Source organism: Pseudomonas sp. CCNWLW23 (assembly GCF_037095675.1).
GTDB lineage: Bacteria > Pseudomonadota > Gammaproteobacteria > Pseudomonadales > Pseudomonadaceae > Aquipseudomonas > Aquipseudomonas atacamensis.
Window position 1 is genome coordinate 366,191 of the sequence record NZ_JBAWKM010000001.1, and the last position, 13,893, is coordinate 380,083.

Below are 13,893 nucleotides of genomic sequence, written 5' to 3' on the forward strand. Positions count from 1 at the left end.
CAATCATCGTGCCCTCAGCCATGACCACAGGCGACAGTATTGAAAGTAAAAAAATGAGGCTGAATCTGAAAATCTGCATTCCTTGGCGTCCGTAAAAACTCATTGATCCGTTCAATTCTGAAGGGGCCTGCGACAGAAGATAGAGTCAGAACCGACAAACGGGCCAGATCTATTTAAGTTCTCAACCAAATTCAAAGCGATCGAACGCAACAAATAAATCCGTCCCCTTTTCCTCAGTCCCCTCCGCATATATATAAATAGCAAAAGCAGCAAGAGTCGGATCATTTGTGTATATCTCAAAATAAATAAACTAGCAAAAAATGGAAAATAAGGAACGCCGTAGTCAGGCAACGTTTTTTGGTCATTACTAAAACGTGGCCTTTCCTAATTTCACTGATCATTAGGCGCAGAGAATGAAGTAATTTGTAAGCCCACTCATGAACAGCCATTTTTTCGAACAATTACTAACCTATTACCTACCCATTTCGCCTATGCAGCCAGTCTATAAAAGACTGGCTCTTTTCATAAGTAAAACGATCACTAATGCCTCATATCATCCCACCTACTTCAATCGTTCTGCAACTCGCGCGGGCATTTTCCCCAGCAGGCCTTTCTTTGCCATCGCCGAACGATAATCAACGTAATAGCCCATTGCTTCTTCGTGTTTACCAAGCGCCCAGAGCGAATCTGCCACATTAAGCTTCAACGGTACCCTATTCGCTGCAAGAGGAAGTAGACGCTCATAAATTTGCATTGCTAATAGGTGCTCACCACCCTGCGCAAAGTAGAACGCAACATCGTTATATGCTGGAATACTTTTTTCCGGTGGGTAACATGCCATATATGAAGGAACCCCCATAAAAACATAATCTTTTAATGCACTAGCACGAGATTCGCTTCCAGTAACTCCAGCCACGTTAGAAATCAATCGACTTGGTGGAACCCCTCCCGTAGCAGCATCAAAAACATCTCCTGTAGAGTCCTTCCACCGTTCATCCTGCCAAGCACCATCACACTGCTGCACTGAACCAATATTTTTAACACAACCTGTTTCTAGCGATATCACGTCGCAGTACGCTTGAGAGGAAATTTTTTTATTACCATCCCCATCAATAACTTCCCCAGCATTGGTTCTTTGAACGATCAAATATTTTTTCTGAGGAGACATCATGCTCACATCAGAACTGGCCACAACTCCTTCTTCTAAATTATCAGCCTTAGTAGGAATCGCGTAAATCTTGAATTCAGCTTTAGAGTTTTTAAACTCAACCTCACTCCACCCTCCAAATTTTTCGTTATACCCCGTAAAGCTTAACTTGCTATTGTTTATGCCAAGCAATCCTAAACTTGAATTCTCAGCATAACTAGGCTCAATAGCGAACAACGCCAAAACCGCGAACAAGAAATTATTGAACATTAACCGCCGCCTTCAACTTTTCATATCGATCTGATGGGTCCGTCATACCGACCCGATTAGGTCCATAAATATCGGTAATTTTTCGCTCATAGAGTGCGTGATTACTACCCCAGGTTGCCAAATCTTTACTTACAGTAGGGTTCTGTAAAAAAAACTTATTTAACGCACTTTTCAAATTTGCGCCCACGTTACCAGGACGATTGACGTGCTCATCTAAAACCGTAGCTAAGCCAAGTGTTGACAGAAATAGCTGCCCAACATTAAAGCTATACGTACTTATCGACTTGACACGAACATCTCTCAAGCGCTCAACAAATTCTGAGATTTGAAGCTCTACATATTCAGGCGATCCTACTGCACAAGACAAAACAGCTACTGGCTTACACTGAATTACATGTCCAAAATTAAACTCACCGCAGCCTTCCCTTAATTTATTCTTCAACGCCTCCCGCTCAAATTTTTCACCGTTTGAAAACTCAGCATCTTGATAGTATAGCCTAGGTTTATCTGAACTCAGGTCCAAGTGCCAGCCTTGATTTTCAAATAATTCTACATACTCTTCAGGATAGAGTTTTTTGAAATTTTTGATTTGAATCGGAAGCTCGCCCTCGCCATCGATATTGACAGTTTTTTGCATTGCGCCTGCAGATATTATTTCACTATCATACGCTTGAACAGTATTCACCTTCCCCTCATTTTCACACATGACGGAAATAACTTTTTTCTCAAAAGCTGATACGTTACTAGCGGCCTCTACAGCGCTCCATTGAGGAGCGTCCCCCAATTTTCCATTCCCCCAAGCTGCTGGACCATAACGACCATGGTATCTGGTAACTTTCACAACAGCATTGCAAGCACATTGTTTTTTTCGATCAAAATTAGCTATCAGAGCAACAACGTGTACGTGCCAAATTTTTCCATCTGAATTAAGGCTTACCTTTGCAGCAACTTCTTTCCACCAAGACAACGAATTGATTCGCTGCTTTTGCGCAACCCAATCTAAGTTCGGACGATCCGCTGAATGCCCCATTAGTTCATCTAGGGCATCCCATTTCGCCGCATCATAGAACCACTCACTTTCACACTTAGTGATAAGCTGGGATATAGATTGTGCAAACCAAGGCTTAGCAAGTGCTGCTTGGATTTCAGTAGATGTCAGCTTGTCGTTTTTATCAGAATCAATAATGTCGTACAACCCTTCCTTTACCGGGCCTTTAGTAGATTTACTAGCTAGAGGAACGAAGGTAGCTTTTTCTTCCTCGGTAAGCATATCGCGATCGTGAAGAAACGAAGAAAAGTGATCGGCATTACTGCCGGTCTCTTCAATAAATTTAAACCCGACCCATTCCCACGGTTTATGGCGAGTGGTCATCAAATCCTTTTCGCACACCCATCCGCTGATAGGATTTCCTTGGCCGTCACCCAGTATCCCTTCGAGGTGCCACCATCTAGTCGTACTTGTAGTTGCGGGAGCGTTGCCTGTGCTGGGGGTAGTGGTAGATTGTTTGATTTTTTTTGAATCCGGCAGGGCCTCTAAAACACTTGAGGGAACAACCAGATCATATCCAATCACCACACCGGCGTCGTTGGCTTGTGGTGGATTGGTCGCACTTATATCTGGGCGATGAGTAATTAGCTTCGTATCTTTGTGAATCTTTAACAGATTTTTTTGATCGTCTGGTAAAGCAGCAGCTGCACCTTGGCTAAGAGAAACAAATTTCTCAATGTCATCGCACGTGAATACTTCCACATGCACTAGGTTGCGAGGTGCTCCTTCATCGTGCTCTTGATAATGACCTGCAAATCCAACCAACGCACCAGCCTTAATGGTCACTGGTTCATCGAGCAAAACGACCTTCCCCATATCCTTTGGTTCAGTCTTAGTTTCAAGGGAGGGAAACCATACATAACCTCCAACATTGCCAGCTTCATCAGTAGCAAGTGCAGGAATTGGATTTCCACTCACAACTTTTACTAACTTTCGGTAGTTACCAACTGCACCCTCTTGGCTAATCTCAATCTGAGTGCCAGCAGGCAGTATCGACATAACCTCTCCGGTGGTCGAACCGCTCCTACGCACCCTCAACCCCTTGGCTTGATTAGCAGGAATGTTTTTCGCCAGCTCGCCAATCAAGTACTGATTTCCGCCTTTACTGTTCATTTGGGCTTTGAATACCCATCCGCCTATAGCCGCGGACTGATCAGCTTCAGGCGTCACACTCACAACTTTTAGCCATTTCCCATCTGCGCTCGCCTCTCCAGTGGTCACCGTGGTTCCACGGGGCAAAGTCGTCAGAATATTGCTGTAATCCGCGGATCCGGGAAGCCCTGCGCGCGCATTCAGGCCCTCAACGGGATCCTTCACATCCGCTTTTACTTGGTAGCCTCCATTAACCCAATATGACGGGCGCTCCAACATAGGCGTTTTCGTCCTGTAGCCATCCATGTCCAACAGATGCATATACAGGCTATAAAACGTCAATATCGGTCCCGCAGCTGGAGCAGGTGGCGGAGGTCCACCTGCTCCAGCAGGTGGTGCTGGAGGGGACGGCACCTCCAAGGCATGCTTAATCAGCACAAACCCTGTCGAAGCAAAAGCGGTACGGTCGGTATATACCGTGGCTGGATAAGTGTCATCGATCCGATAGGCAACTACTTGCCCATCAGCGATGCAACGAACCTCGCTCTGTGCCGAGACTAATCCGGAAGCCTCATCAAAATGCACGCCGCCATGCCACAAGCCATTGCTGCCAAGTGGGTAATAACCATCCTGCGCCTTCGCTAATGCCGCGTAATACTGCTGTGGATCTGTGCCACCCGCACCACCAATCTTTATTGGGTAAGACCACTTTTTAACTTTCACTGGCTCTGTCATTTGTACTTTTACCTAATCCTTTTTGATCCGTTGACGGTCAACCAGAGAACCTGATCATTCGCATTGGTCGACGGTCAGCTTTCTGAGGCACCGCATTCCCCAACGCCTGATCCATCAAACTCCCCGCCTTATCCTTATCCGCCGCCCCCGGCAGCACCGGCGGTTTAATCCCGATCCCGGTGCCGGAACCAGCCGAACCACCCGCATTGATCTTGATCACCGGCCCAACCACGGTCACACCACCGCCATCAAGCTTGATAAAGCTCCCACCCCCAAGAATGGTCAGCTCTGTCCCCGCCTCAATAACAATCTTGTCCCCAGCCTTGAGGTGAATCTCTTTCCCCACACTGGTCAGCTGCGCAGTCCCCAGCTTCACATGCTGGTTCTGCCCAACCGTCAGGTGATCATCCAGCTTCGCTTCAATCTTGCGGTCGGAAATCGTCGTGCGGTGTTCCTCGGCTTTCAGCTCGGTGTAGGTGTTCTTCACCACTGTGTCGTGACGTTCATTACCGACCCGAATCTTCTGGTCATGCTCAACGTTTTCATCCCAATCCCGCTGGGCATGAATGTAGATCTGCTCCGCACCTTTCTTGTCTTCGATGCGCAGTTCGTTGTACCCACCGCCACCCGGTGAGCTAAGCGTTTTGAACACGCTGCGAGTCTTGTTCGCCGGCAATGCGTACGGCACCGGATTTTCCTTGTGGTACAGGCAGCCGGTCACCAGCGGTTGGTCGGGGTCGCCTTCGAGGAAGGTGACGAGGACTTCCATGCCGATGCGCGGGATGCTGATGGCGCCGTAGCGGTCGCCGGCCCAGGAGCTGGAGACGCGTAGCCAGCAGCTGGTTTTGTCATCGGCGAGGCCTTCACGGTCCCAGTGGAATTGCACTTTGATGCGGCCGTACTGGTCGCAGTGGATTTCTTCGCCTTTGGGGCCGGTGACCATGGCGGTCTGGCTGCCGAGTACGCGCGGTTTCGGGTGTTCGAGGGCCGGGCGGTAGAACACGTCCCAGGGGGTGGCGAGGAAGGTGTTGCGGTAGCCCTGGTGGAAGTCGTCCTTGTTGTCGGTGGTGTCGCTGGTCACGCCTTCTTCGAGGACTTGCGGCTGCTTGCCCTCGTGGAAGATTTCGGTGAGCAGCCACAGGTCGTTCCACTCGCTGCGCGGGTGGTCGGACATTTCCATGAAGTGGCCGCTGACCAGTTTGGTCTGGTCGCCGCGACCTTCGGCCTGGCGGTAGTCGGCGCGATGGCGTTCGAGGGCGCGCTGGCTGAGGAACTTGCCGCGCGCGCGGTCGATGAAGCGGCCCGGGTAGTCGTAATCTTCCAGATCCGGCTCGGTGCTGTCGCCGTCGGGTTTGTACGCCGCTTCCATTCGCAGGCGCGGTTTTTCGAAATCGTAGTCGCGGCGCGTGGTGCGCGTGGTGCGGGTTTCCAGGCGCAGTTTGAAAGCTTTGATCACCGGCTCGTCGGCGACCATACCGCTGCCCTGCACATAAGCAGTTGGCTGCCCCAAGTTCTGGAACACGGTCTGGTCGTCGCCGAACACCAGCAGGTGGGCCTTTTCGCTGTGCTGGAAGTGGTAGTGAATGCCTTCCTCTTCGCACAGGCGCTGGACGAAATGCAGGTCGGTTTCGTCGTACTGCACGCAGTAGTCGCGATCCGGGCACGGCTGGCTGAGCTGGAAGCTGTAGGCGTTGCTCTTGATGCCGTGTTCTTCGAGGATCAGCGCGATGATTTTCGGCGCCGACATCTGCTGGTAGATGCGCTGGTTGGTGCGGTGATGCAGGTATTGCAGTTGCGGCACGATCGAGACTTTGTAGCGGGTCAGGCGCTTGCCGGCATCGCCCTGGGCGACGCGGTAGATCTGCCCGTGAATGCCCGAGCCCTGTGGATCGAATGCCAGAAACGCCTGCTTGTGCAGCAGTTGTTCGAGATCCAGATCGGGGTTTTCGCTGACCAGCTCGAGGTCGAAGCGATACGCCTGGCTGATGCCTTCGGTGCCGGTGAACGACAGCACTTGCAGGTCGCCGACGTAGTCTTCGACCTTGAGGCTGAAGTGGGTTTCGTTAGCTGAGTTGAACATCGTGTGCTCCCTGTTCGAATGTCATCCGTTACGCCCGAAGTCGCAGACGTTGCAGCCAGGACGAAGTGGCGCCCAAGGCGTCACGCAATTGTTGGGCAGTGATGGTGCGTTCTGCCGGGTTGAAGCTCAGCGCGGTTCGCAGCGCTTGCCAGCCGTGCTGGGGTAGATTCGCTGGGGCGCGCAGCTCGCGCTCCAGGTGCTCGTCGCGGGCCTGGGTCGAGGGTAAGCGGCGGAACGGGTGTTTGCCGCCCGCCAGTTCATAGATCACGCAGGCCACGCCGTACACGTCCGCGCTGGCCGACAACGGTTGGCCCTCAAGCAGTTCGGGGGCGGCGTAGCCCGGCGTCCAGGCGTTGAAACGCTCGCGGCTAAGGTGCGGCAGACCGGGCAAGGTGCCCTCCTCTGCCTGCCCCAGACCGAAGTCGAACAGGCGCAGGCCGTCTTCGCTGAGCATGACGTTGCTCGGTTTCAGATCACCGTGCAGCACGCCGCGACGGTGGGCGTAGGCCAACGTGTCGAGCAGCGGCAGGACGATGTCGCGCAGTTCTTGCCACGGCAGGCCGAGGGGCCGCTCGCAGAGCAATTTGTCCAGGGTCAGGCCACGCATGTATTCCATGGTGATGAAGGCCCGCTGGCAGTCGGTGTCGACTTCAAAGGTGTGCGCACGCACGACATTGTCGTGGCGCAGACGCCGGGTCAGAGCGAACTCGCTGTAGAGCAAGGCACTGGCGTCCGGCGATTCGGCAAATTCTTCGCTGAGGATTTTCAGCGCGATGTAAGGGTCGGGATCGCCGAACTGCTCATGCAGCAGATCCCGCGCCCGGTAAACGGCGCCCATGCCACCGGCCCCGAGCAGACGCTCAAGGTGGTAGCGACCGGCGAGTACATCCGGCAGCGCACCGATGCTGGCCTTGGTCGGCGCCCGCAACGGTTCGGCCTTGTTGCCCTTGGCGAAGGCGAAGTAGGTCAGGTTGCTGGCCTGTTCTTCGCTGATCAGCAGGTCATCGATGGGCGATTCGAGTTCACTCATTGGCGGATCACCACGGCAGTCAGGTTGTCGCGCGCGGCGCCCCGCAGAGCGCCGTCGAACAAACGTTCCAGCGCGACATGCGGCGCGCTGAGGCTGAGGGCGTTGCCGAGGGCATCGCTGCTCAGGCCCTGATACAAACCATCGCTGCAGAGCAAAAACACATCGCCCGGATAGACCTCGAGTTCAAGCACATCCAGGGTCAGTGTGTCGGCGGCGCCGACGGCTCGGGTGAGTGCCTGAGCCGCCGGGTGCGCTGCCGCCTGTTCGACGCTCATTTGCTGCTCGTCGATCAGTTGCTGTTGCAGCGAATGGTCCTTGGACAGTTGATACAGCCGCTGCCCGCGCCACATGTAGCAACGACTGTCGCCGGCCCAGATGCAGGCCGCGCGATTGCCTTCCACCAGCAGCGCGACGACGGTGCTGCCCATGATGCTGTCGTGACGCCCGGCAGTGACCGTCAACTCCTGCCCCAAGCGCCGGTTCAGCCAGTGCAGGCACTGGCGGATGGCTTTGAGGCGTTCGTCGAAGTCCTCGTGTTGCGGCAACTCAGCCAGGCTGGCGACGATCAACTGGCTGGCGATGTCGCCACCCTGATGACCGCCCATGCCGTCCGCGACCACCCACAGCCCGTGCTGCGGCGAGTCGAGGAAGGCATCTTCGTTGCGCGCCCGCACCTTGCCCGGGTCGGTACGCGCCGCGCTGCGCCAGGGACTGGCCACCAGCATCAGAGCTGCACCGGCATACGGAAGGTGCGCAGCACGCCCATGTCGAACGGGTTCGGCGTGCGCTGGCTGGTCAGCAGGTAGTTTGCGCGCAGGCCGCCCACGTCGGCTTTCAGTACCAGCACGTCGCGACCGTTCAGGTACTCGGTCTGCATCAGGTCGAACAAACGGAACAGCGACCATGGGCCGGAGTTTTTCTCGATCCCGATCGGACGCCCGGCCATTTTGTCCATGACCAGACTGGTGCGACCGTCTTCAGCATCGGTCGGCCATTTGAAGGTCATTGGCAGGATCGGGCCGTGACGGTATTCCATGGTCTTGTCGCCGAACTTGAATTCGGAACGGCTGACCGCCGGATCGAGGGTGTACGGCTCGAGCTTGAACTGCACGGTCGGCTCGGCCGGGTTGATCGAGAAGAAGCTCTGGCGAATGGTCTGCGCCGCCGCCATCTGATCGAGGTAGACCTTCGATACCGGCAGGCTGTGACCGTCGACACTGCGCATGCGGTAGTTGCCCGGATCGCCGCTGACGAACGGACGCATGTAGCTGTCGAAGAAGCGGTCGACGGTACCTTGCGCACGGAAGAACTCACGGAAGTCGCTGATCGCCACGTCGCTGGTGCTGCTGGCGCTGAACGGATAGCGCTTGCTGATGGTTTTGCCGTACACGCTGTACAGCTCGTTCTGATAACGGCCGTTCAGGTATTGATAGGCATCGTTGAGCACCAGACGCCACGAGTCTTCGGCCAGCACGTTGAACCACACGCTCAGCGGACGCGGCAGACGACCGGAGGCATTGCGCAGGTTGGTCAGCGCATCACGCTGGCCGCTCATGCGCGTCTTGGCCATCTCGAACGCGGCTTGCTCCGGCGTGCTGGAACGGGCCAGGCCGGCCAGTTGCAGTTGCAGGTCGTTGAGCGCGCTGAACGCTGGCGTCAGGTCAGCGCCCGGGCCGTTATTGTCATCGAGCAGACGATGCAGCGGTTCGAAGCGGCGTTGCAGGGATTTCTTCGCGGTGTCCGGCAGATTCTTCGCCACGTTCAGCGCCGAAGCCTTGTCGGCGGCAGCCGCGGCGAGTTTGCCGACCTTGCCCAGTTTGCCTTTCTGCCCGGCCAGCGCATCGGCAGCTTCGCCGGCTTCATCGACCGGATCAGCCGCGGCTTCGAAGCGGGTGTTTTCACGCACCTCGGTGAGCAATGCGAGGACCGGCGAGTTGGCCGAAGTCAGGCCCGCCAGTTGCTCGGCGCCTTCGCCAGCGTCGCTGATTGGTGGCAGTGCGACCTGGCCAACGGCTTCGCTCCAGTAGTTGGCGTAGTCGCGGAAGTACAGCTGCTCAAGCTCGACCATCAGGCGACGCAAGTCCATGTCGCTGATGCCCGCGCCTTCGCCCAGCACCCAGTTGTCGCGCAGGATATCGGTGACCAGCGCCGCGCCCTGCACCGAGAAATACTGCTGATAACCCTGCTGGGTGTAGAAACCCGGAATCACGTATTCAGTGCCGATGAACAACGAACCTTGCGGGCCGAGGTGTTGGCTGAAGCGGTAGTCCGGCAGGTTGCGCGCCTGCTCGCGGAGCATGCGGTAAACCACGTTGGCCAACGATTCGCTGCGCAGGACCTGACGCGCCTGCGTCACCAGTTGATCGTTCAGCGGATAAATGAACGGCTGCTTGAGCAAGCGCTCGAGGTGCGTGTTCAAACCGTTCTGCACCGCGGTGTTGCCGGTGTAGCGCTGCGACCAGTCAGTGGCGACCCAGTCCTTGAGCCACGCCGCGTCGCGACGATCCTTCATGTTCAGCATCAGGTACGCACGCAGGCTGTTGAGCAGGCGATCGCGGTCCTTCATGTTGGCGCGGATCTGCCCCTCAAGCATGGTCGCGACCCGTGGCAGCAACTGCGCTTCCAGCTCACGCTCGTAGGCGGTTTTCACCACCGGGTTGATCTCTTCGCCCTGATACAGGCCGCCACGCTCGTGGTACGAGACGTCGCCCTTGCTCGGGAACACCTGAGTCGCGGCGTAGCTGGTGTCGAGGACTTTCAGCACGCCCATGGCGTCATCACGCGGCGTGACGGCCGAGCGTTGCTGGGTCCAGTTCTGCGCCAGCGTGCGCAGGTTTTCCAGACGCTCGTAGTTGGCCGAAAAACCACCGGCCCAGAGCATGCCGAACAGTGCCAGTGCTGCCAGTGCGCCGACGTACAGCGCACGCTGGCCCCAATGAATGCGGCTGCGCTCGCGCTTGTCCAGACCGGCCAGATCGGCCTCGGGGAAAATCACTTGGCTGAGCAAGTGGTGGATGAACCGCGAACGGCCGCTGCGCAGAGTCGGCAGCACGCCGGCGTTCATGCCCAGGCTGGCGCCGATGCCGGCGGTGGTCGAATCCATTTCCTGGGTCAGGTGTGGCGCGCTGGTCAGGTAGAAACCGCGCAGTTGCGTGGCGCGCTGATAACGGTTGCCGGTGAACGCCATGTCGACGAACAGGCACAGACGCTCGCCGATCTGCCCCAACTGATGCGGGAAGTCGAGGATGCGCCCACGGCGCTGAGTGTCGCGCTCGGAGTGCATGCGCATGATCACTTGGCTGTTCAAGCGGCGCAGCAGCTCTTCGAACTCGTTGCGCAGGACCGTGACGTCGGTGCCGACCTGATCCTTGCGGAAACTGGTGCCGAGCACTTGATCGCTTTCTTCGCGGGTCAGTTGATCGAAGAACTCGTCGAAGCCGAGCAGCTTGTCAGCCTTGCTCAGGACCAGATACACCGGCACATCGACGTGGAGTTTCTGATGCACGTCCTGCAGACGGCTGCGCACCTGGCGCGCGAGGGTCTCGATGTCCTGCTCACTGCCGCCGGTGAGGGTTTCCACCGGAATGGTCACCAGCACGCCGTTCAACGGACGGCCGCGACGACGCTTGCGCAGCAGTTCCAGCAGGGTTGTCCAGGCGTTGCCGTCGACTTCCGCGTCCGGTTGAGTGGTGTAGCGCCCGGCGGTGTCGATCAGGACACCGTGATCGGCGAAATACCAGTCGCAATGACGAGTGCCGAGGGTGTCGCGGGTCAGCTTGCGGTCGATCTTGTTGATCGGAAATTCCAGACCGGAAAAATCCAGCAGGCTGGTTTTGCCGGAGGCCTGCGGACCGATCAGCAGGTACCACGGCAAGTCACTGCGCCAGCGCTCGCTGCGACCGCGATACAGGCTCGAGGTCTTCAGGGTTTTCAGCGCCTCCTTGAAACGCGCCTTCAACTCTTTCTGTTCTTCGTCGATCAGCTCTTCGCGGCGGATGCGGTCCTGACCGTCCTCGCTTTCTTCCTCGGCTTTCTTGCGGATACCCGCGCGCCAGCTGACGAAGACCATGGTCAGGCCCCAGATCAGGAACAGCACGCTGATGGTCAGCAGGCGCGAGGTCGCGCTTTCCCAGAACTTGTAATCATCGACCGCCAACAACGGGCCGACGAACCACACCAGCAGCGCCACGAACAGCACCAGCAGCAGAGTCCAGACCCAGGTCTGGCGCAGGAAGGCGCCGACTTTCTTGAAAAACTTTTTCATCACACGTCCCTGTTTTACGGCTGCGCCTGCGGTTGCACCGCGGCTGGATCAAGCGGCTGATAAGGATGCAGAACGGTGTCGCGTTGTTCGCTCAGGACCCAGGCGAAGCCCGAATACATCACCACCAGGCAGACCAGAGTAAAGAGCACCACCATCCACGCCGGCACGATGCGCACCAGATTGCGGCGCTGATCGTTGAGGCCTTCCCAGTGCGGCGACAACTCGCGCGGCACGTCGCCACGCAACTGACGGATCTGCCGGTACAAGGCGTCGCGGATGCCTTCAAGCTCAAGCATGCCGCGTGCCTGTACGCGGTACTTGCCCTCGAAACCGAGGGACAGGCACAGGTACATCAGCTCGAGCATCGGCAGGTGCTTGACCGGGTTTTTCGACAGCCGATCGAGCAGCTGGAAAAACTTCTCGCCGCCGAAGGTTTCGTTGTGGAAGCTGCTCAGCAGGCTCATCTGCGACCATTCGCTTTCGTTGCCCCACGGCGTGGTCACGACAGCTTCGTCGACCACGGTGCAGAGCACATAACGCGCGGCCATCACCTGGCTGCTTTCGGCGCCGTTGTGCAGGGCGCGTACTTCAAACAATTTCAGCCCGGCAGTCAGCCGCTCATTCAGCGCATACAGGTCTTCGCGTGTTTCGCTGTGCTTGAGACGCACCACTTCCGAGAGCAGGTCGGACGAGGCCGCGACCAGCGAGTTGAGGCTGATGTTGAACGCCTCCGCCGGACGCAGGCGCGCGGCGTAGATCATGCGTTCTTCCAGTTGCTCGAAACGCGGCGGCGCGGCGAAGTCGGTCAGCGGACTCGATGCCGGTCCGTGGCCTTGACGATCGAGCAGGACGGTTTTGTCGTCCTGGTTGTAATCCGTTTCCTTGATCATGTCGGTCAGTTCCTGATGGCCCAGAATTTCAGTTCAAGCTCGGCGAATTCGCCGGACACGTGGAACGCGAAACCGCCGGAGCGTTCGAGTTGTGCCAGGTCTTCGGAACTGAGTTCGAGAATGAAATAGGTTTTGTTCGAGTGGAACGCGATCTGCCGTGGTGCCACCGGCAACGGTTTGACCTTGATCCCCGGCAAGTGCAGGTTGACCAGTTGGCGGATGCGCTCCACCGGGCCGACCTTGAGGTGCTGCGGCAAACGCTGACGCAGTTCTTCGGAGTCGCAGTTGGCACTGGCTGCCAGCACGAACGAAGCCGAGCCGAGCAGTTTGTGATCGTGCAACGGCGAGACGATGATGCCGTACTGACGCGCCTGCAGGATCAACTCGATGGCGTGCTGTTCGAGCACCATCGACAGCACCTGACGGATCGCTTCCATCAGTTTGCGGAAGCTTGCGCCCTGATCGGCGTGGGAATAGCGGCTGTCCAGACGCGGGCGCTTGCTCTCGCCGGAGAAGGTCGCCAGATCGCCGAGCATGGTCAGCAGCGTGCGGTACAACTCTTCCGGGTGCACTTGTTCCAGACCGAGGTAATGGCGCAGCAGCAGTTCGGTACGGTTGATCAGTTGCAGCATCATGAAGTCGCCGACTTCAGCGCCGCCGACCTTGCCGTTGGAGCGAATCCGCTCGGCGATGGTGTCGCCACGGTGGCTGAGCATGCTGATGACTTCTTTCAGGCACGACAGCAGGTAGCTGGAGGCGTGGGCCTGAATGTAGGTCGGGACGAAATCCGGGTCGAGGCTGATCACGCCGTCGGGCGTGGTGTCGAGCACGTCGCAGATTTTCAGCTTCACGTAGGCCTGATCGCTCTGCTGCTCGCCGAGCAACAGTTTGAAGTCCGGGCGACCGCAGCTGACCTGACTGGCGGAATCATCGCCGGCGTTGGAGTCGGCGACTTCGGCGTCATACGCGGTGTAGCGTGCGAGCACGTCGGATTGCTCCGGGCGCCGGGCCTCGATGTGGTTGCCGGTGACCAGCGGCAGCGCCAGATAGATCGGCGTGTTGCCGGTGTTCGGCGGCACGTCCAGCGCCAGCGGCTCGGTGTTGCCACCGAGCTCGAACAGGCTGCCGTCCGGCAGAATCCCCGAGGCTTCACTGATCACCAGTTTGCCCATGTTGAGGAACTGCAAGTCGATTTCCAGATTGAGAAAACCCCAGGTGTAGCCACCGAGCAATTGCGTGCGGGTTTTCATCTGGTGATCGTAGTAACGATCGTTGTGCTGGAAGTGCTGCGGCCGCAGCAACATGCCTTCCTGCCAAATGACTTTATGGGTGTTCAT

The 13,893-nt window shown here is 56.9% G+C and carries 8 protein-coding genes; all 8 read right to left on the reverse strand.

What is annotated here, in order from left to right; translation table 11 throughout:
* Positions 1 to 562: 562 nt before the first annotated feature.
* Genes V8J63_RS01730 through tssK form a run of 8 tightly spaced genes read right to left on the reverse strand, consistent with a single transcriptional unit; the run spans position 563 to position 13,893 of the window.
* Complete coding sequence (locus V8J63_RS01730; RefSeq protein WP_130926258.1) at positions 563 to 1,417, reverse strand: tetratricopeptide repeat protein; 855 nt, start codon at positions 1,415 to 1,417, stop codon at positions 563 to 565.
* Entirely contained in the window at positions 1,407 to 4,280 is a 2,874-nt protein-coding gene (locus V8J63_RS01735; protein WP_130926257.1) for a hypothetical protein, read from the reverse strand. Before V8J63_RS01735 ends, V8J63_RS01730 begins: the two co-directional genes overlap by 11 nt.
* 49 nt (positions 4,281 to 4,329) lie before the next feature.
* On the reverse strand, positions 4,330 to 6,372 hold the full coding sequence (locus V8J63_RS01740) for a type VI secretion system Vgr family protein (RefSeq protein ID WP_336463476.1): 2,043 nt from the start codon (positions 6,370 to 6,372) through the stop codon (positions 4,330 to 4,332).
* 28 nt (positions 6,373 to 6,400) lie between these two features.
* On the reverse strand, positions 6,401 to 7,402 hold the full coding sequence (locus V8J63_RS01745; protein WP_130926256.1) for a serine/threonine-protein kinase: 1,002 nt from the start codon (positions 7,400 to 7,402) through the stop codon (positions 6,401 to 6,403).
* The gene (locus V8J63_RS01750; RefSeq protein WP_041476618.1) at positions 7,399 to 8,127 is read right to left on the reverse strand and encodes a PP2C family protein-serine/threonine phosphatase; all 729 of its coding nucleotides are present in this window, start codon (positions 8,125 to 8,127) and stop codon (positions 7,399 to 7,401) included. The genes V8J63_RS01745 and V8J63_RS01750 overlap by 4 nt, the downstream gene beginning before the upstream one ends.
* A complete protein-coding gene (gene tssM, locus V8J63_RS01755; RefSeq protein ID WP_336463477.1) occupies positions 8,127 to 11,666 on the reverse strand; it encodes a type VI secretion system membrane subunit TssM in 3,540 nt (1,179 codons plus the stop codon). Before tssM ends, V8J63_RS01750 begins: the two co-directional genes overlap by 1 nt.
* Positions 11,667 to 11,680: 14 nt before the next feature.
* Positions 11,681 to 12,556: a type IVB secretion system protein IcmH/DotU gene (icmH, locus tag V8J63_RS01760; protein WP_016772511.1), complete on the reverse strand. Its 876-nt coding sequence runs from the start codon at positions 12,554 to 12,556 to the stop codon at positions 11,681 to 11,683.
* Between the two features lie 5 nt (positions 12,557 to 12,561).
* Positions 12,562 to 13,893: a type VI secretion system baseplate subunit TssK gene (gene tssK / locus V8J63_RS01765; protein WP_016772510.1), complete on the reverse strand. Its 1,332-nt coding sequence runs from the start codon at positions 13,891 to 13,893 to the stop codon at positions 12,562 to 12,564.